At 37.6% G+C, this 25,013-nt stretch carries 20 protein-coding genes; 7 read left to right on the forward strand and 13 right to left on the reverse strand.

All coding sequences use genetic code 11. The features are described 5' to 3' along the window. Positions 1-227: 227 nt before the first annotated feature. The 10 genes from J7K05_00540 to tsaD are packed head-to-tail and all read right to left on the reverse strand — an operon-like array spanning position 228 to position 13,053. Complete coding sequence (locus tag J7K05_00540; GenBank protein MCD6194681.1) at positions 228-911, reverse strand: C40 family peptidase; 684 nt, start codon at positions 909-911, stop codon at positions 228-230. Between the two features lie 3 nt (positions 912-914). Beyond that, positions 915-2,096, reverse strand: coding sequence for a C39 family peptidase (locus J7K05_00545; GenBank protein MCD6194682.1), 1,182 nt, complete (start codon positions 2,094-2,096; stop codon positions 915-917). A 1-nt stretch (position 2,097) separates the two neighbouring features. Beyond that, positions 2,098-3,849 (reverse strand): ATP-binding protein, encoded by a 1,752-nt coding sequence (locus tag J7K05_00550; GenBank protein ID MCD6194683.1) that lies wholly within the window; start codon positions 3,847-3,849, stop codon positions 2,098-2,100. Further along, positions 3,833-4,528 carry a hypothetical protein gene (locus J7K05_00555; GenBank protein MCD6194684.1) on the reverse strand — a complete coding sequence of 232 codons (696 nt, stop codon included), beginning with the start codon at positions 4,526-4,528 and terminating at the stop codon, positions 3,833-3,835. The genes J7K05_00550 and J7K05_00555 overlap by 17 nt, the downstream gene beginning before the upstream one ends. Before the next feature lie 24 nt (positions 4,529-4,552). After that, complete coding sequence (locus J7K05_00560) at positions 4,553-5,134, reverse strand: PrgI family protein (GenBank protein ID MCD6194685.1); 582 nt, start codon at positions 5,132-5,134, stop codon at positions 4,553-4,555. Between the two features lie 15 nt (positions 5,135-5,149). Beyond that, positions 5,150-7,711 carry a hypothetical protein gene (locus J7K05_00565; GenBank protein ID MCD6194686.1) on the reverse strand — a complete coding sequence of 854 codons (2,562 nt, stop codon included), beginning with the start codon at positions 7,709-7,711 and terminating at the stop codon, positions 5,150-5,152. 18 nt (positions 7,712-7,729) lie between these two features. Then, positions 7,730-9,166, reverse strand: coding sequence for a hypothetical protein (locus tag J7K05_00570; GenBank protein MCD6194687.1), 1,437 nt, complete (start codon positions 9,164-9,166; stop codon positions 7,730-7,732). After that, entirely contained in the window at positions 9,157-9,924 is a 768-nt protein-coding gene (locus J7K05_00575) for a hypothetical protein (GenBank protein MCD6194688.1), read from the reverse strand. The genes J7K05_00570 and J7K05_00575 overlap by 10 nt, the downstream gene beginning before the upstream one ends. A gap of 20 nt (positions 9,925-9,944) precedes the next feature. Continuing rightward, positions 9,945-12,050 carry a valine--tRNA ligase gene (gene valS / locus J7K05_00580; protein MCD6194689.1) on the reverse strand — a complete coding sequence of 702 codons (2,106 nt, stop codon included), beginning with the start codon at positions 12,048-12,050 and terminating at the stop codon, positions 9,945-9,947. Beyond that, complete coding sequence (gene tsaD / locus J7K05_00585; protein MCD6194690.1) at positions 12,043-13,053, reverse strand: tRNA (adenosine(37)-N6)-threonylcarbamoyltransferase complex transferase subunit TsaD; 1,011 nt, start codon at positions 13,051-13,053, stop codon at positions 12,043-12,045. The genes valS and tsaD overlap by 8 nt, the downstream gene beginning before the upstream one ends. A gap of 94 nt (positions 13,054-13,147) precedes the next feature. Here tsaD and J7K05_00590 point away from each other — a divergent pair, with 94 nt between their 5' ends. The 4 genes from J7K05_00590 to J7K05_00605 are packed head-to-tail and all read left to right on the forward strand — an operon-like array spanning position 13,148 to position 19,067. Then, the gene (locus J7K05_00590) at positions 13,148-14,182 is read left to right on the forward strand and encodes a peptidoglycan bridge formation glycyltransferase FemA/FemB family protein (protein ID MCD6194691.1); all 1,035 of its coding nucleotides are present in this window, start codon (positions 13,148-13,150) and stop codon (positions 14,180-14,182) included. A 4-nt stretch (positions 14,183-14,186) separates the two neighbouring features. Next, the gene (locus tag J7K05_00595) at positions 14,187-15,449 is read left to right on the forward strand and encodes a UDP-N-acetylmuramoyl-L-alanyl-D-glutamate--2,6-diaminopimelate ligase (GenBank protein MCD6194692.1); all 1,263 of its coding nucleotides are present in this window, start codon (positions 14,187-14,189) and stop codon (positions 15,447-15,449) included. Further along, positions 15,446-18,157: a DNA polymerase I gene (gene polA / locus J7K05_00600; GenBank protein MCD6194693.1), complete on the forward strand. Its 2,712-nt coding sequence runs from the start codon at positions 15,446-15,448 to the stop codon at positions 18,155-18,157. Before J7K05_00595 ends, polA begins: the two co-directional genes overlap by 4 nt. Positions 18,158-18,164: 7 nt before the next feature. After that, positions 18,165-19,067, forward strand: coding sequence for a hypothetical protein (locus J7K05_00605; protein ID MCD6194694.1), 903 nt, complete (start codon positions 18,165-18,167; stop codon positions 19,065-19,067). Here J7K05_00605 and J7K05_00610 read toward each other — a convergent pair. Beyond that, positions 19,000-19,302, reverse strand: a complete 303-nt coding sequence (locus J7K05_00610) for a 30S ribosomal protein S20 (GenBank protein MCD6194695.1) — start codon at positions 19,300-19,302, stop codon at positions 19,000-19,002. The two genes, J7K05_00605 and J7K05_00610, sit on opposite strands and share 68 nt — an antisense overlap. Before the next feature lie 121 nt (positions 19,303-19,423). Here J7K05_00610 and J7K05_00615 point away from each other — a divergent pair, with 121 nt between their 5' ends. Then, the gene (locus J7K05_00615) at positions 19,424-20,521 is read left to right on the forward strand and encodes a hypothetical protein (GenBank protein ID MCD6194696.1); all 1,098 of its coding nucleotides are present in this window, start codon (positions 19,424-19,426) and stop codon (positions 20,519-20,521) included. Here the strand turns inward: J7K05_00615 and lepB are convergent. Together lepB and J7K05_00625 are read right to left on the reverse strand one after the other, a co-directional pair. After that, positions 20,513-21,052 (reverse strand): signal peptidase I, encoded by a 540-nt coding sequence (gene lepB, locus J7K05_00620; protein MCD6194697.1) that lies wholly within the window; start codon positions 21,050-21,052, stop codon positions 20,513-20,515. The two genes, J7K05_00615 and lepB, sit on opposite strands and share 9 nt — an antisense overlap. Further along, the gene (locus J7K05_00625; protein ID MCD6194698.1) at positions 21,049-22,578 is read right to left on the reverse strand and encodes a DUF2207 domain-containing protein; all 1,530 of its coding nucleotides are present in this window, start codon (positions 22,576-22,578) and stop codon (positions 21,049-21,051) included. The genes lepB and J7K05_00625 overlap by 4 nt, the downstream gene beginning before the upstream one ends. A 45-nt stretch (positions 22,579-22,623) precedes the next feature. On the opposite strand from J7K05_00625, the gene rpsO reads away from it, so the two are divergent. Continuing rightward, the gene (gene rpsO / locus J7K05_00630) at positions 22,624-22,887 is read left to right on the forward strand and encodes a 30S ribosomal protein S15 (GenBank protein MCD6194699.1); all 264 of its coding nucleotides are present in this window, start codon (positions 22,624-22,626) and stop codon (positions 22,885-22,887) included. Positions 22,888-22,895: 8 nt separating this feature from the next. Then, positions 22,896-25,013, forward strand: a complete 2,118-nt coding sequence (locus J7K05_00635) for a polyribonucleotide nucleotidyltransferase (protein MCD6194700.1) — start codon at positions 22,896-22,898, stop codon at positions 25,011-25,013.

Consider the following 25,013-nt stretch of genomic DNA (forward strand, 5'->3'; position numbering starts at 1 on the left):
AGTTGGTGTTGAAGGGGTCGAGGGAGAAGGAGTTGGGGGAGAGGAGGGAGTGGTGGGAGGAGTGGTAGAAGAGGAAGGCGGTGAAGGAAAGGGTGTTTGCCCAGATGTTTTTGGCTGGGTTTGTTTGGGGTTTTGTTCTTGAAAGGTAGGCTCTGAAGATATAGGCTGGTTGTTTTCTGGCTGGTTGTTTTCTGGCTCTGTTGGGTAGTTTGTAGGCATGTTTTTGATTAAAGACAAGCTTTGGGACGAAAATATCTTTGGTTTTCTCTGGCTTTTCGGGTTGTTTTTCTTACTGCACTGCCACCCGGGTCTCCTCCGCCAGATTCCCAGACCACAAATTTTTTAGTGACGTCTCCTTCTACATATATTACCACATGGCGGGGTCGGTCGGAAGGAGCAGAAACAACCAGATCACCGGGTTGTATGTTTTTTGCTGATACTTCTACCAGATATGGGTCACCAGCTAAAATAGAGGCTGTTCTCATACAATGCCCTTTTGGTGTGAGTCCTAAATCCCACAAAACGCGGCTAACATATCCAGAACAATCTAAAGCTTTAACTCCTGTTCTCCCAGTTGTGTTTGTGGGGCCGCACTGGGAAGCAAGAGAATAAGGAATGCCAGCATAGACTGCGGCTTGGCTAAGAATTTTATCACTGCAGCGGTTGGTGGTAGAATTGATAACCCCCTCTTCTTCGTGATTAAAAACATTGGCCATATGAGCCAAAGGTACTTTTACTAATTCTCCCGGCAAGCCTTTTGCCAGTTCAGACACAACTGTCCCCAAAAGAAGGAAAAAACCCAAAAAGATAACAGCTATAACCAGAGTGGCTGTAGAAAAAAGACTGCCAATAACAGTCAAAGTTTGGCCTTTGTTTATTGGTAGGGAGGAAGTGATATTTTTTTTATCCATTGTTTATCTTATTTTAGTTGGGATTACCATTACTCTTTGCCCGTTAAGATAATCAGGCCAATCCCCCCACTTTCTTTTATAATTAAGTCTACAGCCTCCTCTACGAGGGTTGTTAAAGTAAAAGTATCCTTGGGTGTCGTATCCTTTAGCTACAATTATATGACCAAAACGGTTTCGCGAGCTCTTATAAAGACCTGTATAGACAATAACCGGATAGCCAGCGTCAATTGAACGCATAGCCAATATTTTGTTTTGTTTTACTTTTTTCCACCTAGTGTTAGTAAGTTTGTTAAGAGTGGCAACAACGCTAAAACTGCTTAATCCCGCAGCTCTTAAAAGTTCTGTGGTAGTAAAATATTTGCCAGTTAAAAAAGCAATAACCATAGCTGCAGAAGCTCTGCCGCAGTGCATACTTCTATCTTGGGCTATGCAGGGAACAGGAAGGTGTTTACTGGAGAGAGTAGTGTTTTGTCCAGAACAGCTGATTGGTCCAGGAGTAAGGCTTTGGTCTTTGGCAAAGCCGACAATAACGGTATCTCCATGACCTATGCCTAAAGCAGACAAAACTTCAGGTTGGGCGCCAAAAGTGTGGCCAGTAGAAGCGCTAGGCCCCCACTCGTATCCAGCCACCCCTACTACATATTTATTAGTTCTTGGTGAAAAAACAATAACTTTAGTGCCCGGAGGCGGATTAGTGATTTTTCCATTTTTTGTCCAGCGAGAGTTAACTATCCAAGGTTCTAAACTGGCAGGGGGACGGCTAGTGCTTCCTTGACCGCGCCGGCCATTTTCAGGGGGTGTCCATACTTGGCGAGAGCTATCGCAACCAGAGCAGTTTTCTTTAAAGTTGGTTGTATTTAAATGAAAATCTATTCCCTCTCTGCCTGAGGTGGGCCAGTGCTTAAGATGTTGCCAGTCTTCTTGGGTAACTAGGTGGGATTCAAGTGATATTTTACCTTTAACTGCTGGTGCCCGAATTCCCTCGAAACTTTCTGTTGTTTCGCAATTTCCTGTAGATAAACCATAACTTACCCCAGCTGCATCTCTACCAATTAAAAAACTGTAAATATCAGAAAAAGAGAGAGATTTGACTATACTAAAAGCTAAAACAAAAGCACCGATTAAAAGAGCTACAATAATGCCAAACATCAATGCTGATATAATTAGGTATTTTGAGGCTTGCATACTATTTTGGTGATGCGGCTTCAGATATTTCTTCTGGTTTGGTGGTAATGAGTTTATGTTCGTGATAAGAGGCCAAAATATCAATTACTGCTTTTTGTTTTCCTGCAATCATCAGGGTTTGGCCAACATCTAAATAAACCAAAAGACTCTTTTCACCTTGATGCAGGTGGAATACTTCAGTGACTTTATCTGAGGCCGCTGTTGTTTGTTTTAAAAGCATTGTTAAAGCCGAGTTATAAACTACCGCGCGTCCATATTTAGAATTTAAAAAGTCTTCTACATCTTGACTGATAACTGTTAAACCCAACCAATACTTTCTTGCTCTTTTCGCGAGCGCGTAAATAAATTTAGCTGAGTCTTCATGTTGCATCATTAACCATGCCTCATCAATAATCATTAATCTTTTCTTAAAATTTTGTTTTACCATATTCCAGACATAACCTAAAATCATATACATTGCGATTGGTCTTAGTTCTTCCTCTAAATTTTTAATGCCAAAAACAATAAAGTTTTTGTCCAAATCAACATTGGTAGGGTTGTTAAAAAGTTGGGCAAAAGTTCCCCGAGCATATTTGTCTAAAAGTGTTGCCAGACGCCCTCCCCCCTCCATACTGGCTAAAACCTTTTGCAGGTCTGAGATTAAGGGGGGAGGGTTTTTGTGGCTGGAGACATCAGGACCAATATCTTTTAAAGCATAGGTTTCAAAAAGAGCTTTTTCCAAAATGCCTTCTTCTTCAGCACTAAGTTTTCCACCCACCATTAAAGCAATCAGTCCTTTTATTCTAATAATAGCTTCTCTTAAAATGTTTTCTCCTGATTCTTTGGTGTTTTGGGGCAAATCAAAGGGGTTGATATGGTGAGGAGATTTCAAACTAACATCAACAAAGGTGCCGCCAGCAGCGCCAGCTAAATTTTTATACTCACCTTCAGGGTCAAGAACAATTATGTCTGTGCCCTGGATAAGATAACGCAAGGCTTCTAACTTGGCTAAGTATGATTTTCCTGAACCCGAAGTGGCAAAGATAATTGAGTTTGCATTGGGTAGTTTAAAGCGATCAAAAATCACTAAAGACGAATTAAAGGAGTTTATGCCATAAAGAATGCCTGAGGTAGAGGTGATATTTTGGGAAACAAAAGGGAAAAAGGTGGAAAGAGAACCAGTATCAAAATTGCGCCATACTTGTAACTCGTCTATATTAAGAGGCAGAGAAGAGTTAAATCCTTGCAGGTTGCGGAATATAGCTGGTTTAGTAATTATCATTTTTCCTCCTAGATCTGATTCTATTTCTTCTCTGAAAAGCTTGAGTTTTTTTAGACTTCGGGAGTAGATAGTGATGTAAAAACCGACAAGAAAAAGTTTTACTTCTCCTCTTTGCAGAGAAAAACGGATTTCCTCAATATCTTGGAGCGCGGTTTCTAATTCTGGATCAGAAACAAGCCCTTTTTCTTTTTCCATCCGCCAAGTAGCCTCTAGAGAGGCTAAACGGTGTCTTAATTCTTTTAAAATCTGAGCGTTTTTTTGAGGATAAACAAAGATAGAGATGTCTAAAACAGAGTCTTTGTTAATAATGGAGTTAAACCAGCCGGGAGAGAGATAGCGGGGAAAGCCAAAAGCAAAAAGAGTAGTGATATAAAACTCATTAATTTTTAAGTAATTATTGCTTAGGCGCACAAAAGAAGGGGCAATAATATCTTGTAAAGTTATCTTCCCTTTTTCCAATAGTTTTTTGGCTTGTTTATCTGGTTTTTTCATTATTTTTCTTTAGTGATGTCCAAATGCTTTCCAAGTCTTCCAAAGCTTCACCGTTTCTTACTTGGGCACCCGGGTTATAACAAGAAAAGAAAAGCTCTATTAGTTCAGGGTTAGTGAGTTGCGCTACCTGCAAGCCTATGCCAGCCAGACCAGAAGCAGCTACTTTGGTTCGTTCAAACAACTTTCTTTTAGCTTCTTTATAGCGACGCAAAACTATTTCTTGTGGCGGACCTGATATTTGAAAACTTAGTTTTTGCCAAATACTTTTTGGGTGTATGGGTATAGGAGCATATCCTATAATTACATAAAAAGATTTATCCATAAGAGTGCCTAGGCGTCCTAACTGTTGGATAAAGTTAATGTATTCATAAGTTTCTATTCTTAGGGCATCAGTGGGTTGCTGGGGAGCTAGTGTTTTTAGTTTTTCCAGATAGGGATCCAGGTTTACTGGTCGAGATTGAATTAAAATTTGGATGGGAAAATCCAAAGCATTAAGAAAGGTTTGAAAAGCATATAAAATTTGTTCTTTTTCGCGATTAGCGTAGAGGTCAAAGTTGATCCCCGAAACCTTTAAAACTGCCCGCAGTTCTCCGTTTTGGAGAACCACTAAATTATCCCTAATGTCAGCAATAGGGATAATTTGTTGTGTTGCTAAAGCTGAAGGTGTTTTTTTAACCATCTTTTGCTGTTTATTATACCACTTTTATTTTTTGTTTTTAGATAAAATAGAGTTTTGGGAGTGGGGTGTTGCTAGAAAAGTAGAAGGAACCTCTTGCTTTTCTTTTTGCGGCAGGTTTTTAAAAGGTTTTATTTTTATTTTTATATTTAATTTTTTCTGTCTGGCAACAATCCTTTTTCTGCTTTTCTGCGTTGGTATACCGTATATAGATATTTCTTCATGGAGATTTTGCAGACGGCTGCTCAGGCTTTTGGGGGTAGAGAATTTGTGTCTTTTTTTCTTTTTGCTTAATATTTTGACTCTAGGGGAAACAATTGTTGTTTTCCAAATAAATATCTTTGGACTGCGAAAAAAGCTCAAAAAAGCAACAATGATTTGGTCCATGTTTTGTTCTTGGAACTTGCCAAAAGCCAGAAATGAGGCTGAAAGCCATAGAGGCAGGGTCAAAATTATGCCCACAAATATGCTTAGACCAAATATTTCTAAGGTTTTAATAATAATAATAGCGGGGATGCCGCCAGCCAGCAGATAGAGAAATTGGCGGAAGGTTAAAGGGCCAATAACTTTGTCTTCTAGATTAATTTTTTGTGGGACTTTATAAAGCATAAATTGTTATCTTGGTTAATCTTGTTTAGGTTTTTTCATTTCATATTGTACATATTTATCCCTTCCTTTATCTATTTGTTGATAGTATTCATTTCGACTTTGGGGTAGGGGGCTTGATGAAGGTTTAGATTCTGTTTGGGGAGGAGGCAGTTGGGCTTTGGATTGTGCCTCTTTAACAACACCCTGAACAATCTGTCTTAGTTTTTGTTGTTCTTGATCAGAAAGAGGAGAGACTGATTCTGGGGTTTGGCCTTGGGCTATTTTTTGAATATCATTAGAGCTTAAAGAGACGCCCCTTTTACCGGTTATCCTATTGACTATACGTCTTGTTTCTTCATTAATGGTTCTGTTTGTGATTTCTATTTTGTAGTTATGCATAGCTTGTTGTTCATCTTTTTCTTTGGCAGAACTCTCTAAAAAGAGGAGTGCTTTTTCTAAAATTTCATCCGGTTTCTTGGCAGCAGGAAGATGATAGTTTTGCATTATACTAACAGCATCTTCATAATCACCCCTGCTTAAAAGATCTCTAGCCATTTCTAACTCACTTTTTATAGTACTAATAGCTTTTTCCCTGTTGCCTAGGATTGTTTCTCTTTGACCAATAATAGATCTTATTTGATTTCCCAGAATTTGAGCCTTTCCTATTTCAATGTTGATTTTATCAGCTATTTTATCTCCTAATTCTCTAATTGATTCTGGATTAACAGAGACTGCTTGGGGATTTTCAAACTCCTCATTTGTTTCTTCAATAATTTTTTGCACTTGGGGTTGGTCTGCTACTGGAGAATCAGGGCGAGGGGCAGTTTCTTTGGGCATATTGAAGGTTCTTAAATCAGTCATTAAGAGTTGATCAGAAGTGATATTTGCCGTGCTTGCCAATTCCCCCAGTGCTTTTTCGGCATCATTTTTTTCCTTGACATTAAAGCTTGAAAGCTTTCTGATCAAAGCACTCACAACAGCTCTGATCTCGCCAATGTCTTCTGGTTTGACATCACGCAGTAGTGTTTCGTCACCGTTTTTGATTGCTTCAAATAGTTTTCCGGCATTGAGTTGTTCGAGCCTCTTGGACAAAAAATCAACGGGTTGAGAAGCATAGTCAGAAGCTTTGGCTAAATCTTCGCCACCACTGCGTTTAATAGCATCTACCAAAACAGGATCAATGGCTTTTACATTGCCCTTATTTTTAACTAAAGCAGTGAGATAGCGTTTTTCTCTAAATTCTTTGTCTGTTTGTTCTATTTGTTTGGATAGGCCCTCTTCTAATTCTTTATCTTTACCTATAAGATTATACCTCATTATACCCATTGTTTTTCTGACCTGTGGTTTTTGCAAAAGCCCATAGGCCCCTTTCCGCAGGCTTCTTTGCAGTCCGCTGTATTTATAGGCTTTTTTGCCTATATCTTTTAATGGTCCAGTTATTTGTCCCATTTCATTTAATAAGCCGCTAGCCATACCAAAAGGCACCACTACAGCCAAAAGGCTAATAAGAAAACCCAAGCCAAAAGCAAAGTAATCTAATTTATGGGGTGTTTGTTTTGGTTCAAGAGTTCGGATATTAATAATATTGCTGCTGCCTGTTTCTGTATTAGCAGACTCGCTGCCAGAGGATTCGTTTTGGGTTGATTCTTCTGTAGTTGGGGCTTGTTCTTCATTATTTTCCTCTGCAGCTTGGGCTGTTTTTAGCTTTAGGGGAAATAGTGTAGACACTTCTTTGCTGAACTCTCTAGTTTTATTTTGGATTTTGGCTATAGCTGGTTGTTTAATCTGCTGGCTCATTAATCTGCCTCTGGCGGCATTGTTGAGCATAAAGCCAACCCAAAATATCGCAAAAATTATGGGGCCAGTGATAAGCCATCTAATAAACCAGTCCATCCATTTTTGAGAGAGAGAACTCAAGCCCGGTATTTCCAGTTTGAAAAAATAAAGGAAAAAGGCCAAAGGAGAAAATATCACCAAAGCCAAGATTATATAAGCTCTGGTCCAAAGGATAATACCTACAGCCAAAAGCAAAAGTACGGGTAAGAGAAAAAGTAAAAGGATAAAGAAAACAATAGCTATATCTAATGGCGCTACTATAATAGAAAAAGCACCTGCTCCTATTGCGCCAATCCCACCCAAATACCAGAGCCAGCTGTAAAGATCAACCATATTTTGGATAAACTTTTCTGGAGTGCCAATAAAAAGATTGGTTAAATTTTGGGCAAAATCAATAAAAAAGAGACAAATAGAGTAGCTGAGATTGGCTAAAATAATTCCTACAATCAAACCGGGCAAAACTTTTTTGATTTGGTATTCTTCGTATTTAATATGGAAAATATTAGCTAAAGCAAAAACAATAAAGGCAATAAACACCAAAATATCAAGTATGCCAACTACTGACTGCCAAGCGGTTTTAAAAGCCTCTCTTCCTTTAATAAAGTCAGCCAACCGGTATTGTTCTACTCTTTCGGGCACAATTTCAAATACCTTATTTTCGTTTGGCTGATTTTCTTCTTGTGCGCGAACCGCAGCTGGCAGGAATAAACACCCAGACAATAACAGAATGGCAACAATGATTAAACCTATTTTTTGGTTCATTTTAACTCTTTAATTGGTTTATAAAGGCGCGGAAGCAATTACCCCCCAAGTGATACGCAAAAGGGCGGTAAGCAGGTTGCGGATAGTATTTTTTACATAATCCAGTATTTTGTGGAAAAAGCCACTACCAGAGTCAAATTGGTCGTATCCTTCCTGTATTCCTGTGTTAAGAGCGCTTATTTCTCCCTCAATTCTGTTTTTTTCTCGTTCGATCTTGTCTCTTAAGTCCTTAGGAAGGTCTTGGTAGTTTTCTTGTTTTTGTAAACAGTCAAGATAGTCATAAAGTTTGGCTTCGTAGTAAAGGGCAATTGCTGCTCGAGTGAAAGCTTTAGGTAGGTTGGTGCCTGTTATGGCTCTGGCTATTTTATTAATTGCTGATGCGCCCAAACCACAAGCTATTCCTCCTCCTACAGCGCCCCAAGGTCCTGCGGCTAGGCCTGATGCTATGGCTCCTATAAGGCAGCCTTTTATTTGTTGCTCTGAGACTGTTTCAATGTCTGTTTTGTTCCACATTTGTTGTATAGCACTCCCTAGTTGGTCAAGAACTTCACTTATCGCATTTCTTCTCAAGGAGGATTCAGCGACAGGTTCAGCCGGGTCTTTAGGGATAATGCTTCTGAAGAGACTGTTGTTTTCTTGGCCAAAATTTGCTACCGGCACTTTGTTGGTGCTGTTTTCGTTTTTGGCATAGGTTTCATTCCAAGTGTCAAAAATTTGTTTTACATCTGCCGGAGGGTTGTTTAGATCAATAGGATTATCAGGCAATTTGTTTTGGCAGTTTTTAACTATTTGTGGTGTTACCCGTACATAAGAATCAATGCTTGGATCAGATAAATAGCCAACCTCGATATTAAATCTCCCATTAGCGGATACATATTGGCTGTATAGATTTTTATAAGGGGATAGCATAGAGTCAGCGATTTCTTGTGTTATGGGCACAAAAAATGATCTACTATTCTTTTCTCTTTTTAGAAAGAAAATACTGGTGTTGTTTCGGGCAACTTCTCTTTTGGCTTCTTCAAGACTACCAGCAAATAAAGTTCCTATCCTGGCAATTTCGCCATAGATATTATCAGCTTCAGAGGGGGTTACTAACAAAGACATTCTTTTCTCTACAGGGATAGAGCCACTGAGACGGAATAGTTCAGCTTTTTTTTCTGAACATACTTCTTGCACGCTTGTGCTTATGCCTTCTGGATCAGGGTTATAAAGCAAATAACAAAGTTTTCCTGACGTGCCTGTACTTGTCTTAAAAATAAAGGTTGTGTCCCCCTTTTTTGTTTCTATTGTTTCTGTTTTTTTGTTATAAAACCATTTTACTGTAGTTGGGGTTGGGGTTAGGTCAGCTGCTTGGGGTTTGTGATAACGATTAAGCACAGCAATGCCGCTAAACATAAAAAGTAGTAAAACTATTAGGACTAGAGAAATAACCTTTGTTTTTTTGCTTAAATACATAGACTAAATGTTTGCTGATAGGTTTTTAGTTTTTCCCAAACTTTTTTGTTTTTGTCTTTCAGCTCTTTTACTAATTTGCATCCTGTTTCTTCTTGCCCGCTTTTTATCCACCAATAAGCCAAAAAGGCTTTTTTAAATACAGGATTTTTGGATTGGTTGTAGGTTTGGATGATTTTTTGGCTTTTTTTGAATTTAACCATTTTTATTTTATCAATTTTTTCTACAAAAAGCATTAACAAGGTGTAGACAACTTCATAGTTTTCTTGTTTGTCTTTAATTGAGGCGAGTTTTTCTTCTGCTATATCCCATTTTTGAGAATCAATAGCTAAGCTGGCTTCTAAAAAGGCAATTTCAGGGTGTGCTGGTTCAGTGAGTTTGGCTTTATTGAGTGTTTTCTGGGCAATTTCAGGTTTTTTTTGTTTAATTTGAGCTTTGGCTAGCCAAAGATAGGTTTCAATGCTGTTTTTGTTAAGTCTTGTAGACCAGATAAAAAGATTTTCAGCCTGATCGTATTTTTTGTTTGCTAAAGCGATTTTGCCTAATTCTAAATAAGGAGCGTATGAGGCGGGAGTAAGGGCTAAGGCTTTAGACAAAAGGATAGCTTTTTCCTTTTTGGGGGCAGCTTGGGCTTGGCTGAGAAAGTATTTAGCCCATTGGTGACGAAAATCACGCAATACAAACCAAATAATAAGAACAAGTATTAAAAATACCAGCAAAAGAAAAAAGAGAATCTTTAAAACTTTCCTTGTTTTTTGCACAAGACTATTGTATCAAGATTTTAGTTGATTTGGGGCCAAGGCTGAACAATGAGTTCGTTATCAGGTTTAATATAGGTTTTTTTCTTAAGAGCTAAAAAAGCGGCTTCAGTGACAAAAGGCATAAAAGGGTGAAGCATTTTTAGAGAATTAACTAAAAGAAAAACCAAAAACAATGAAGTGGTTTTGTTTTTGTTTTTAAAAGCTTCTTTATTTTCCTCAATGACCTTGTCGCAGAAATAGTGCCAAAAAAAGGTGTAAGCGGACTTAAGAGCTAAGTCAAAACGAAAACTCTCAATATTTTTCTCTACTGACTTAAGAGTGGTTTTAAACTCTTTTAAAGCTTGTTTTTGAGAAGGAGAAAGCTTGAGTTGTTTAATCTCTTTATAAGATAAAACCTTACTTTTTTGAAGATTAAGAATAATAAAGCGGGTGGCGTTCCAGATTTTGGTGGCAAAATTGCGGCCAGCAGTATAATCTTCTTCTTTAAAACGAATCTCTTGGCGCCAACCTGCTTTAATAGCCAGACCAAAACGAACTCCATCAGCTCCGAATTTTTCCCATAGTTCTAAAGGATTAATTCCTGTGCCAAGAGATTTGCTCATTCTTTTGCCCTCAGGATTAAGGATTGTGGAATGAATATAAACTTGGCTAAAAGGAATTTTCTTTTTAAAGAAGAGGCCAGAAAAGATCATTCTGGCTACCCAGAGATAGATAATATCTTTGGCTGTAAATAAAGACGAGGTGGGGTAGAAGTTCTTAAGGTCTTTGTTTTTAGCATCTTTTTTAGGATTTCCTGTCCAGCCCAAAGCAGCAAAGGACCAGAGAGCAGAAGAAAACCAAGTGTCTAAAACATCGTCCTCACCTTTTAAAGGTATTTTATGCCCCCACCAGATTTGGCGGGAGATGCACCAATCCTTAATGTTTTTCATCCAATCAAGATAGACTTTTTTATAGCGCTTGGGGATAAACTCTATTTCCCCTTTTTCCACTACTTGGGAGGCCTTTTTGGCCAAAGGCTTCATTTTTACAAACCACTGCTTAGACAGTAGGGGTTCAATTTTGGTTCCACAGCGATAACAAAAAGCAACATTGTGTGAGTAAGCTTCTTTTTTGGCTAAAATCTTTTCTTTTTTAAGATCAGCTTCAATTTTTGCTCTAGCTGTTTGGATATCAAGGCCCTTGTAAGGAGTGGGCTTTATAATTTTTGCTTCCTCATTAATTACTTTAATAGCTTTTAATTTATGAGTTTTGGCAATCTCAAAATCTAAAGGATCGTGGGCTGGTGTAATTTTTACTGCGCCAGTGCCAAAATTTATATCTACACGTTTATCAGCAATAACGGGGATCTTGCGGCCAACAAGAGGTAAAATAATCTTTTTACCAACTAATTTTTGGTATCGTTTGTCTTTAGGGTTAACAGCTACAGCTGTATCTCCCAGCATTGTCTCTGGTCTGGTGGTGGCTACAGTAATAAATTTAGTTTTGCCCTCAGGTTTAACTAAAGGATAGTTAATATACCAGAGAAAATTTTTTTCTTCTTTGTATTCTAGTTCAATATCAGAGAGAGCGGTTTGGCATCTTGGACACCAATTAATTATGCGTTCTCCTTGATAAATCAAGCCTTTTTTAAGATATGCTTTAAAGGCGTTTTTTACTGCTTCTTGGTAGCTGGGGTCAAGAGTAAAGGTTGTTCGGCTCCAGTCACAGCTTGCTCCTAAAATTTTGAGCTGGTCTAAAATAATCTCTCCATATTTTTCCTTCCACTCCCAGATTTGTTTGATGAATTCGTCTCGTCCCAAATCTTGGCGCTTTTTTCCTTGTTTTAAGAGCTCTTTTTCCACTACATTTTGGGTAGCGATCCCAGCGTGGTCAATACCTGGGACCCAGAGAGTTTTAAACCCTTTCATTCTTTTATAGCGGACAACAATATCTTGGCAGGTAGCGTTAAGGGCATGCCCCATATGTAAAGAACCAGTGATATTAGGAGGCGGAAGCATTACCGTGTAAGTTTTTTTGCGGGCTAGAGATTCAGGTAGTTTGTCAGGATTAAAATAGCCCTTCTTTTCCCAAAGGTTGTAGATTTCTTTTTCTTGATCTTTTTCAAAACGAGATGGGATTTTATTCATAAAGAAGAGAGTTTTCTGCTAATGCTTTTACACTATACCAGGGGACTTGATGTTTTTTCAAGAAATAGCCAGCCAAAGCAATAATAGAGGCATTGTCTCCAGCGTATTTTTTTTCACAAAAAAGAATCTCTTTTTTGGGAAGAGCTTTTAGTAATTTTTGGTAAAGAGCGTCTCTAAATGCCTGATTAGCAGCTACCCCGCCGCCCAAAAGAAAACTCTTTGGCTTATATTTAGCGACCGCTGAAAATGTTTTCTCTACTAAGGATGTAATTATAGCGTCTTGAATAGCTTTAGCTAATTCTTTTTTATTTTCCGCAGTAATTTTTGTCTTTTGCACAGTCCGTACCACCTCAGTTTTTAAGCCTGAAAAAGAAAAGTCAAAATCTCCTGAGTTAAGCATTGGTGGAGTGAAATGAAATCGGCTTTTTTTAATTTTAGCAGCTTCTTTTTCAATAGCTGGACCTCCGGGGTATCCCAATTTAATCAGGCGGGCTGTTTTATCAAATGCTTCACCGGCAGCATCATCGCGGGTAGAGCCAATAACTTTAAACTTATCTTTCGCGTTCGCTAAAATTAGTATTGTGTGTCCCCCACTCACTACTAGCCCTAAAATTGGGAACCTGAGTGTTTTTGTTGGTTCAGAAAGTAAAGCAGAATAAAAGTGAGCAATGAGATGGTTAACTGGTATAATAGGTTTTTGCCCCAAAAAAGCTAACGTTTTGGCAAAATTGACTCCTACAAGTAATGAGCCAAGCAAGCCTGGAGAGTGGGCAACTGCTAAAGAGTCAATTTTCTTGATATTAATTTTTTGTTTGAGTTCGTGGATCATTATTGGCAGTGTTTCTGCGTGGATTCGTGAAGCTACCTCAGGGATTATACCTGAGGTTTTTTGGTGAATTTTGATTTGGGTGGCTGTTTTTTCCCAGATTATTCTTTTTTGGGAGGAGTCAAAAACTGCCACTCCTGTTTCATCGCATGATGTTTCTATCCCCAATATTTTCATAGGTTTTACTTAAGATTTTAAGATAAGGAAAAGAGAAGAAAAAAGCAATCTTTAAACTTGAAGACTCTTTGTTTTTGCCTTAAGCTTAATCAAAATGAAGGTGGAATTTGTAGACGAAAGATGGAGAAAAAAATGGGATCTCTTGCTTGCTGGTTCAAAGGGATCGTTTTTGCAGTCGTTTGCTTGGGGAGAGTTTAAGAAGGCTTTGGGGAAAAAAGTTTTTAGATTAGTGGTTTTAGAAACTACATCCAAAGCAGAATCTCCTTTTGAGGGTTCTACTAAGGTTTTGGCTTTAGCTCAAGTAATAAAGGAAGAGTTGCCTTATTTGGGGAGTTTTCTCTATATCCCTCATGGTCCTGTTTTTTTTAGTGCAGACAAAGAAAGAGTTTTTGAGAAGATAAAAGAAAAGGTATTTGCTCTTGCTCTTAAGGAGAAATCGTTTTGTGTGAGGTTTGAGCCAAAGGAGTCTTTGGATTTTGCTTGTAACCTTAAACACTATCGGAGTTCAATTCAGGCTCTTTATACCCTAAAAGTTGATTTAAAACCTTCTCTGGAAGAGATAATGGCTTCTTTTAAACAAAAAACCCGTTATAATGTGCGTTTGGCTACACGTAAAGGAGTAAGAGTAAAATTAGGCAAGGATAAAGACTTGAGGGAATTTCTGCGTCTTTTAAAGATTACTTCTAAAAGAGATGGTTTTAGTATTTATACAGATGAGTATTACCAAAGGCTTTATAAGGTTTTTAAAAAAGAAGATATGGTAGAGCTTTTGGTTGCTGAATACCAGAATGAAGTCTTGGGTGTGTTTTTTTGTGTTTTTTTTGGCAAGGAATCTACTTATTTGCATGGAGCTACAAGCAACAAGTATCGCAACTTAATGGCTCCTTATGCTTTAATGTGGGAGGCAATAAAGAGAGCCAAAGAAAGGGGCTGTCGGGTTTTGGATCTTTGGGGAGTGGCGCCGGAAAATGAGATTAACCATCCTTGGTATGGGTTTACTCGTTTTAAACGTGGCTTTGCCCCCAAAGATCCTGTTGTTGCTTATCCGGGAACCTACTTTTTAGTTGTTAACAAACTAAAATTTTGGTTTTATCTTTGGCAAAAAATAATCAGGGGCAGGAGGATATAGATATATGAAAGCAGTGAAAAAGATTTATTGGCATCTTAAAGCTTGGGTGGCTAATTTGATTTTTGGTTATCCGGCAAAGTCTTTGAAAATTATAGGGGTTACTGGGACTAATGGGAAAACTACCACCTGTTTTTACCTTGATAGTATTTTGCAAGCAGCTGGTTTGAGCACTGCCAGAATGACCACAGTTGATTATCACTTAAATGATTCCCCAAAGGTAAATCCGGTTCATTTAACAACTTTTGACGCCTTTAGATTGCAGCGGTTTCTTAAGCAAGCCAAACAGAAAAAAATTAATTGGGTTGTTTTAGAACTTTCTTCACATGGCTTGGCTCAAGATAGGGCTTTGGGGATTGAATTAGAAGGCGGGGTAATTACCTATGTTTCCCGTGAGCATTTGGATTTCCATATTTCTTTGGCTGATTACTTTAGAGCTAAGGCCAAGATACTGGCAATGATAAAGCCGGAAGGATTTGCAGTTCTTAATCGTGATGATCGTAACTTTAATTACTTTAAATCTCGCCTAAACGGAAAAAAGCTTCTTACCTTTGGCCTTTTGCGAGGGGACATCAGGGCTGATAGGGTTAAATATCAGGCTGACGGCGTAGATTTTCTTTTGGTTACCCCTTTAGAAAAATTAAGAGTCAAACTCAAGTTGCCGGGGAGGTTTAATCTTTATAATGCTTTAGCTGCTTCAGCTGTTGCTTATGGTTTGGGTATTAAAGGAAATGATATTCGTAAAGGGTTGGAAAATTTGGACTATGTGCCGGGAAGAATGGAGGAGATAAAGGTAAAAAATCAGCCTTTTAGGTTAGTGGTTGATTATGTGCACACACCTGACGCTTTGGCTTTAGTTTTGGAGGAAATGCGTCAATCTGCTAAGGGGCGCTTAATTATTGTTTTTGGTATGCCCGGAGAAAGAGATCCCAGCAATCGCCCATTAATGGGCGAGGTGGCGCAAAGAGCAGACATTGTTATTATTACTAATGAGAATCCTCGTTCAGAAAAACCTGAAGATATTATTAACCAGATTGCTTCAGGGGTAAAAAATAAACAGGAAGGTAAAAACTTGTTTAAAATTGTGGACAGAAAAAAGGCTATTAAAAAGGCTATTGAACTTGCACAAGCAGGAGATCTTATTTTAGTGGCTGGCAAGGGACCGGAGAACTATATAGAGACCAAAAAAGGGATGATTCCTTGGGATGATCGTTTAGTTTCCCGTCAGCTTATTAAAGAACATTTGGCTCAGCAAAAAGATTTTTCATGAAAAGAAAAAAATTTATTTTAATTGATGGGCATGCTTTGCTTCATCGAGCTTTTCATGCTTTGCCAGAACTGACCACTTCCAAAGGAGAATCAGTCAATGTGGTTTATGGATTCTTTTTAATTTTTTTAAATGCTATAAAAGAGATTAAGCCAGATTATATTGCTGTTTGTTTTGATCGGCCAGAGTTAACTTTTAGACATAAAAAGTTTAAGGCTTACAAAGCGCATCGTCCCAAAACCCCTGAGGATCTTTTGCAGCAGATTCCTTTAGTTAAAGAGGGCTTGGAGGTTTTTGGGGTGCCGGTTTTAGAAAAAAAGGGTTTTGAGGCTGATGATTTAATCGCTTCTTTAGTGCGTTTGATTAAAGAGAAGTATCCTTGGATAGAGGCGATTATTGTTACCGGAGATTTAGACACTTTGCAAGCAGTGGGCAAAGGGGTAAAGGTGATGACTCTACGTAAAGGGATCACTGATACTGCTGTTTATGATGAGGCTGCAGTAAGAGAGAGGTTTGGTTTTGCTCCCAAGCTGTTGGCTGACTACAAGGCTTTGCGAGGTGATCCTTCTGATAATATTCCGGGGGTAAGAGGCATTGGAGACAAGACTGCTAAAGAGTTGGTACAAAAGTATGGTTCTTTGGAGGAAATATACAAACATTTACAAAAAGGCACACTGAATGTTCAGGATAGAATTTTAAAACTGCTTCAGGAACAAAAAAAAGAGGCATTTTTAAGCAAGGAGCTGACTCTGTCTCAAGACAACTTAAAAATTGATTTTGGTTTAAAAGATTTTGCTTTTAAGGGGTTTAGTCAGGAAAGAGTTTTTCGCTGGTTCCAAAAAATGGAGTTCAAGTCCTTACTAAACAAGATACCTCATTTCAAAGAACAACCTTCCTTGTTTGGGGAAAAGAGTCCTGAGAGTGAAAAAGAGTGGGAATTGGTTGTTTTAGAACCATCTTCTCTTAAGAATTTTTATCAAAAGCTTAAAAAACAAAAAAGGTTTGTTTTTGATGTGGAGACATCATCTTTAGACAGGGATTTGGTAGGTATTTCTTTTTGTTTTTCTAAAGACAGAGCTTACTTTTTACCTTTAGCTGATTTTTCTGATTTTAAATTTAAAAATAAAAAGAAGGTTTTTTATTGGCTGAAAAAGATTTTTGCTCTTAAGATACCTAAAATCGGTCACAATCTTAAGTATGATTATAAGATTTTAAGACGTTATGGGATTGTAGCTAAGCCTCTTTTTTTTGACACTATGATTGCTTCGTGGCTTTTGGATCCGGAGACAAGAAACCATAGCTTAGATAGACTTAGTTTTGTGGAGCTCGGGTATCAAAAAATTAATAAGGAAGAGTTTTTTGCTAAGGGCAAGAAGTTTGATCTGCGTCAACTTCCTCTTAGCAAAATCGCTGCCTATTCCGCTGAAGACAGCTGGGCAACTTTTACCCTTTATCGCAAACTATACCCAAAAATTAAGAATTTAAATTTAAAGTTTGTTTTTCAAAAAATAGAGATGCCTTTGGTTGAGGTTTTAGCTTTAATGGAAGAATGGGGCATTAAAATAGATGTTGGTTTTCTAAAAAAGTTGGAGAGAAAAGTTGATAATCAGATTGAAAAAATTAAAAAAGAGGTTTTTCATTTAGTTGGACAACGTTTTAACCTTAATTCCCCTTTACAGCTTCGGGAAATTTTGTTTCAGCGTCTCAGGTTGGATAGCACGAGAATCAAGAAAACAAAAACAGGGCTTTCTACCGCTGCTTCTGAGCTTGAAAAAATGAAAGGAGAGCATAAGGTCATTGATTTGATTTTGCGTTATCGCGAATTAGCTAAACTTAAAAATACTTATTTAGAAGCTTTACCTAAAATGGTTGATTCTTCCCAAAGACTTCATACCAATTTTAACCAGACAGTTACTGCTACCGGCAGATTAAGTTCTTCTGAGCCGAATTTGCAAAATATACCTGTGCGGACAAAATTAGGATGTTTGATTAGAGAGGCTTTTGTGGCTGACAAAGGTAAGGTTTTGGTTGGGGCTGATTATTCCCAAATTGAATTGCGCATTGTTGCTCATTTGTCCAAAGATCCTAATATGATTAAAGCCTTTTTAGCAGATGAGGATATCCATACCGCCACAGCCTCTTTAATTTATAAAGTGCCTGCAAAAAAGGTAACTTCAGAAATGCGTCGGGTAGCCAAAACAGTTAATTTTGGTGTTATCTATGGTATGAGTCCTTATGGTTTAGCACAATCTTTAGGTGTGTCTCAACAGTATGCTCGCCGCTTTATTAAAAAGTATTTTATCTTTTTTCCTAAAGTCAAGGCTTATACAGAGAAAACAATTAAAAAAGCAAAGAAATTAGGTTATGTTGAGACTTTGTTTGGGCGGCGGCGCTATTTGAAGGATATTAATTCGCGCTTACCTGATTTAAGAGCAGCGGCTGAGAGAGCGGCTATAAATATGCCTGTGCAGGGTACGGCTGCTGATATTATTAAGTTAGCAATGATAAAAATTTTTCGAGATAAACGCCGTTTTCCCTCTTTAAAAATGCTCCTTCAAGTGCATGATGAATTGGTTTTTGAGGTGGACAAAGCTGATGAAAAAAAAGCCAAACAATGGGTTAAGGAAATAATGGAAGATATAGTGAAGCTTTCAGTGCCGCTAAAAGCTGAAATATACTCAGCTTCTTCTTGGGGAAAGATGAAAAAATAATTTTTTTATGTCTGTTTTAATTTTTCTTGGTGAAGACGAATTTTTAACCACAGAGTTGGCTCGTTCAGTGGCAGAAAGATTTAAAGCAGACAGGGTAATAGTTGAAAGCGAAGAGGATTGGGCTGGTTTTAATTTGCGTCAAGAGGGCTTATTTGCTCAAGGGACAAAAAAGGTAGTTTTTATTAAAAATCAATTGCGCCGGAAAAATAAAAAAAGAATAGAAAACTTAAAAAATAGTTTAGATTCCAATCATTTTATTTTTATTGAAAATGAAAAGAAGAAATTTTTTTGCCCTCGCTTTATTAAGCAAAAAGCCAAACTTTTTAATGTTGATGTTTTGAGTCGTCGGTACTCTTTTTGGAAAAAGGTTGCCGGCAAAATGGGTGCAACTTTAAGTTATGCTGAGTTTCAGGAAGCAGTAAGTTCTTTGGGCGGCAACCTTTCTTTGCTTTGGACATTATTAGCGCAAAAGGCGCTTATTGGTCGGCCTTTGTCGTACTTATTAAAAAGTTGGTCTTGGGGCAATGTTTTTGCTTTGATAGAGGCTTTTCACCAAGGATCTTTAGTCCGGGTTTTGCAAGAAATAAGATCACTGAGGCTTAGTGAAGCAGATCCTTTGCAGGTTTGGTATTTGCTGGCAAGTGAATTTGTTCGTCTTTATCAATTCAAAAACGGGGTTCCTCTTACTGTCCATCCTTTTGTTAAACAGAAATTGAAACAAACAATAGGTCTTTATAGTTTAGAGCAATTAGAAGATATTTTGGGCCAACTTTATGAGACAGATCTAAAATTAAAAACCGGCTTTTTTGCCGGGTCTTCTTCCCAAAAACATAACTGGGAAGTTATTTTGAGTTTTGTTTTTTGGTGGTTTTTTTCTTTTGATTCAAAGAAGTATTCAGCCAGATACTGATCCTTTTTTTAAGACGGGATCCTTTGTTGCGGTGAAAAACCTTTTCTTTGACCGCTTTATCCACGTATTTGTAAAAGAGTTTTAAGCTTTCAGTTGCATCTTTTTTCTTTTTCTTGGCTAAAGCTTGGCGTATCTGTTTCCTCAAGAGGCGAATTTTTTTCAAATAATAAAGGTTTTGTCTACGATTGCGTAGGGATTTTTTCAGAGCTTTTTTAGCTGATTTTGTTTGTGGCACAGAGATATTTATTTTTGAACAAAGCTATCTTAAAGAAAGATTAAACAAAAATCAAGGTTTTTAAATTTGCCCCTAATTTTTATTGATTAAAAATTATGTTTAATATATATTAAAAGCGCATATGGCTATTGAGGCGAAACAGGAGGTAGTAAAGATTTTGCAAGAGAAAGACAACTTTTTGATTTCCACTTGTGAAAGCGGACGAATTAGCGCTCTGGCTTCTATTTTAGCTTTGGGGCAAATTTTAAAACAATTAGGCAAACGCTATATCCTTTTTGTGCCAGAGTTACCTAATAAAAAGATAGATTTTTTGCCTTATTACCAGGAACTCAAAACAGAGATTGTTAGTGAAAATTTAGTTGTTTGGCTGGCAGAAAAAAAAGCCAGATTAAGAAAAATTGTTTGGGAGAGAAAGGATAAAAGACTAAAGCTGGAACTTGTTCCTTTAGAGGGGCAGTTCACTCCTCAAGATGTTTCTTTTGCTTATAGCAAACCAGATATTAACTGTTTGTTTTTTGTGGCTTCACCGCGTTCCTGCGCTTTTAAAGAGATTGAAAAGTTTAAAGAAAAATTAGTGGTTAACTTGGACTATCATCAAGACAATGACTTTTTTGCTGCCCTTAATTGGGTTGATAAAAAAAGCGTTTCTATGGCTGAAATGATGGTGGCTTTAATTGAGTCTTTAGAGTCAGCAACCAAAAAGACTATTCATAGTCCTGATATTGCCACCTTGCTTTATTTTTCTTTGTATTGGGCAACCAAAGGTTTAAAGGGAAAGATTCCAGCCAAAACTTTTTCTGTTGCTGCTCAGCTGATTTCCTGGGGGGCGGAAAAAGAAAAGGTGGAAGAAAGTTTTGAAAAGAGGTGGCCAGCAGATTTTTTCTCTCTTGTAGCTCGAATTTGGCAAAAAGGAAATTGTCAGAATAAACGTTTTGTGGGTTCTTTAAGAATTAAGAACAAAGATGAGGTTGCCTTGTGGGAGAAGCACCAGAAACATATTTTAAGAGAAATCCGAAACAAAACAGCAGAGATAGACGAGGTTTTTTTAGTGGTAAAAAACTCAGGACAAACTGAGCTTTGGGTATATTCTCAAGACGACCCTCAAAAGTTTATTTGTTTAGAGGCAGATTGGATTTTTAAAAAGCCCCCTTTATTCCGTGCTCAACTCAAAGTGCCTTTTGAAAAAGCAGCAGAGAAATTAAGCAAAAGCTTATTTTAAATTATAAAGCGGGACCCAGGTAAAACGGCGTCTATTTAGTGGCCAGAAAACAAAAGAGAGTTTGCCAATAATAAATTTTTTAGGCAGAGGTCCCCAGATGCGTGAATCATTGCTTGCTGGCCGATTATCTCCTAAGACAAAGTATTCGTCTTTCCCTAGTTTGATCTTTTGAAAACCAAAGCTGGGAATCTCGCCTTGGTAATAAGATTCACCTAAAAGTTGATTATTGATGTAGATTTTATTTTCTTTTATTTCTATTGTTTCTCCGGGTAGACCAATAACTCTTTTAACGTATAAATCCTGTCGGGTGCCGGGAAAGCGGAAAACTACCACTTCTCCCCTTTTGGGATTTTGGAAAAAATAGCTTGTTCTGTCTATCCAAGCGAATTCATTGTTTTCAAGATTTGGATACATACTTTGACCGCTAATTGCCATTGGTGCTCCCACAAAAAAATAAACAAAAGCTAAAAAGCTGAAACCTATACTTATTCTCTTGATAATACCCCAGATGATAATTGTCTTTTTGTTCATAAGCGGCTGACTGAGTTAATAAACTCCCCTAACTTTAGTGATGCTTTAATAACTTTTTCAACTTTCTGATAGGGTAGCTCCAAAGTGTTAAGACTGATTAAAAAAGGAGGGTTTCGGGGTGGTGCTACTTTCAAAAGCTCAATGAGTTTTTTTTCTTCTTGGAAAAAAATAAACCAAGGAAGTGTTTTGTATAGAGACTGCCAACTAGGTTGTTGTTTTAATATTTCTTTTTGCTTCTTTTGTAGTTGGTGTCGTCCAGCCTTTCCCAGTCTGGTAAAAAAGGTTAGAACCGGAATGCGTTCTCCCAAAAATACAAAAACAAGATTAGCAACAATGGCTGGAAGAACTAACCACGGTAAGTTGCTAATCCAGGCAGAGATAGCCAAAAGAATAAGAGAAGCAAGACCAAGAATTGCAAGAATTGTTCTGGTATCCAGAAAACCTATTTTTGCCTGTTTAAGATATCCTTGGTTTTGCATTTCTAATAAAAGAAGGTCCTTAAGTCGCAAAAGAGAATGGGGGATTATTTCTTTCTCTGCTTGTTTTTCTATCTTTTCAAGATTAACTCTATTTTGGTTAGCAAAGAGGAAATCCCAAAGAATTTTTTCTGGATAAGTCAGCGAAGGGTCGCTTTTGTTTTTGCCAATAATGATTTTGCCTTCTCTTTCTATGAAAATAACAAGATTTTTTTGGGCCCAGTCAGCTAAGGTGGCGGCAATAGCTTCTGGGGTAAGGCGTTTATAATAAAGATAGCTGTTGGCTAAAAAAGATTGGGGTATTGAGGTGCCATAAGAGGAAGAGGGATAGAAGTAGTGTCTCCAAAAAAAGATTGCTGTTCCCAATAAAAAGATTAACAAGAGGGCTGTGTAAAGATAAAGGTACTCCTGAATAGTATTGACAAGTGTTTGGGTAAAAGGAAGATGGAAATCAAAATCGCTTTTTGCTTCCCAAGAAAGAGAAGAATAGGGTTCAAGTGAAGCCTGGGCTTGGTAGGTGTTTTTGGTTGTCTTTTGAGAGTGTATAGAGCCGCCATGAATAAGGTAGAGACGGGGTTTTTTGATTGTAGCTTGCTGGGGCAAAATAATAGAAAGATCAAGGGTGGGAATATAGGTGTGGGGTTCTTTAGTGAGGGGAACAAATATTTCCCAGAACTTTTCTTTATCTTTTTGAGAGGTGAGTCTGGTTTTATAACTTAAAGATAAATTAGGGAGATTGGGAAATAAAACTATTAGGCGGTCTTTTTGATGAATTAGGTTAAACTTGGTTTTTCCTTGAGCGGTGTTTACCGAGACATTAAAGGCATCTTTGGGTATAGACCAGCTTAACGCTGGTAAATTACCTGGTACTTCAGAAATCTCAACTTTTGTTTCTGTTTCAAAATTATCTTTAATCTTGACTTCTATCTTGACTTTATTTATGATTGAAAAAACTCCAGAAAGGTTTTGAGCGTTAACTATTTGAGATTTAAGAAAAAAGATAACTATCAAAGGTATTAAGAAAGCTAAAGTGAGTTTTGACTTGATCATTTAGGTTTATTATACTAAAAACTCTGCTAATTTAATTTTTAACTTATGCCCCAGACCATTTTCGAGAGATTAAAAAAGAAGTATCAGAGAAACAAAGAAGATACTGGTTCCCCAGTAGTACAGATAATTGTTATTTCAGAAAAAATTCAGGATTTGTCACAACACCTTAAAAAACATCCTCATGATATTGACGGGCGTTTAAGTTTGCTTAAGTTTTTAGCCAAAAGAAGAAGGCTTTTGGCTTATCTTTCTAAATTCGAAACTAATGTTTATAAAAAGGTTGTTAAAGATCTGGGCCTTAAGGCTTAAAGTTTTATATGAAGCAAAAAACGTACTCTAAAGAGTTTGACTGGAAGGGTAAAACTCTAAAACTGGAAACAGGCAAATTGGCTCATTTTGCTGATTCAGCAGTGCGGATAGATTTTGGCAAAACCACTGTGCTTTGCACAGTAGTGGTCAGCAAAGAGCCGCGTGAAGAAGCTGACTTTTTTCCTTTACTTATAGATTATGAAGAAAAATACTATGCTTCAGGAAAGATCTCAGGGAGTCGTTTTATTAAAAGAGAAGGTCGGCCTTCTGAGGAAGCAGTTTTAAACGCCCGTTTGATTGACAGGCCTATTAGGCCTCTTTTCCCTAAATACTATCGCAATGATGTCCAGGTAGTGGTTACTGTTCTTTCTTATGACCCCCAATGCCCGCCGGAAATACCTTCTATAATTGGTACTTCTTTGGCTCTTTCAATCTCCCAAGCTCCTTTTCAAGGTCCAGTAGGGGCAGTCAGAGTAGGGATGAAGAATAATGAAATAATATTGAATCCTTCTGATGAGATAGAGGGATTAGAGCTTGATCTTAAAGTGGTAGGAAACCGGGAAAGAATTTTAATGGTTGAGGGTTGGGCTAAAGAGATTTCAGAAAAAAGGATGCTGGAGGTACTGCGTTGGGCTCATAAGCAACTTCAATTTGCCATAAAGGTTCAAGAGGAATTTTTAGCTAATTTAGATATTAAGAAAGCCGAGTTATTAATATCTGAATCTGATATCCATGTTAAACTTTCTAGTTTGTTGGGTAGTAAAATTAAAAAAACACTCCAGCTTAAAAACGAAGAAAAACGTCAAGAAGAGCTTAACCGGTTTGAGGAAAGAGTCCTTAAAGAGTTTGAAGGGGATTATAAACAGATAGAGATTCAAAATGCTTTTAATGATCTTATCAAAAAAGAAACCCGCCGCCTAATTATTGAGAAGGGATTCCGCCCTGACGGAAGAAAATTAGATGAGATTAGACCACTTAATATTGAGGTGGGCGTTTTGCCGCGTACTCACGGCAGTGCTCTTTTTTCTCGTGGGGAAACACAGGTTCTTAGCATTACTACCTTAGATTCTCCAGCTAAAGAGCAGTTGGTGGAAACAATGGAAGAAGAGAGATCCAAACGCTTTATGCACCACTATAACTTCCCCCCTTATTCTACTGGAGATATTCGGCCATTGGGTTCTCCTTCGCGCAGAGAGATTGGTCACGGTGCTTTGGCAGAAAAGGCTTTGCAAAATATTATTCCTGACAAAACCTTTTTTCCTTACACTATTCGTGTTGTTTCTGAAGTGCTTTCTTCTAATGGCTCAACTTCTATGGCGGCAACTTGCGCTTCCACTCTTTCTTTAATGGATGCTGGTGTGCCAATCAAAAGTCCTGTTGCTGGAATTGCTATGGGTTTAGTTACTGAAGAAAAAGATGGCAAGATTACAAACTATAAAGTACTGACCGATATTCAGGGGGTAGAAGATTTCTCCGGAGATATGGATTTTAAAGTAGCTGGCACCAAAAAAGGAATTACTGCTATTCAGCTTGATGTTAAAATTTCAGGTATTAGCTTTGAGATAATAGAAGAGGTATTTGTCCGTGCCAAAAAGGCTCGCTTGTACATTCTTGAAGAAATGGCAAAGGTTCTTCCCCATTATCGTAAACAAGTTTCTCCTTTGGCACCAAGAATTGAGGTGTTAAAGATTGATGCTGAAAAAATTAGAGATGTAATTGGTCCAGGCGGAAAGACTATAAGAGAGATTATTGCCCAGACTGGTGTTGAGATTGATATTGAACCAGACGGTACAGTCTATATCTCTTCTGAATCAGACAAAGGCAATATCAAACAGGCAAGAGAGTGGGTAGAGAATCTAACTCGCGAAATTAAGGTGGGCGAGATATTTAAAGGCAAGATAACTCGGATAGTAGATTTTGGTGCTTTTGTTGAAATTTTACCCGGTCAAGAGGGTTTAGTGCATATTTCTGAATTTTCTGAAAAGCGCATTGACAATATCCGCAATTTAGTTAAGGTTGGTGATATAATTCCAGTTAAGGTAATAAAAATTGACGAATTAGGTCGGATAAATCTTTCTGTTAAGGCTTTGCCTTCTAATTTAAAAAAAGGTTTGCCTTTTAGCTAA

Source organism: bacterium (assembly GCA_021157605.1).
Lineage (GTDB): Bacteria > Patescibacteriota > UBA1384 > JAGGWG01 > JAGGWG01 > JAGGWG01.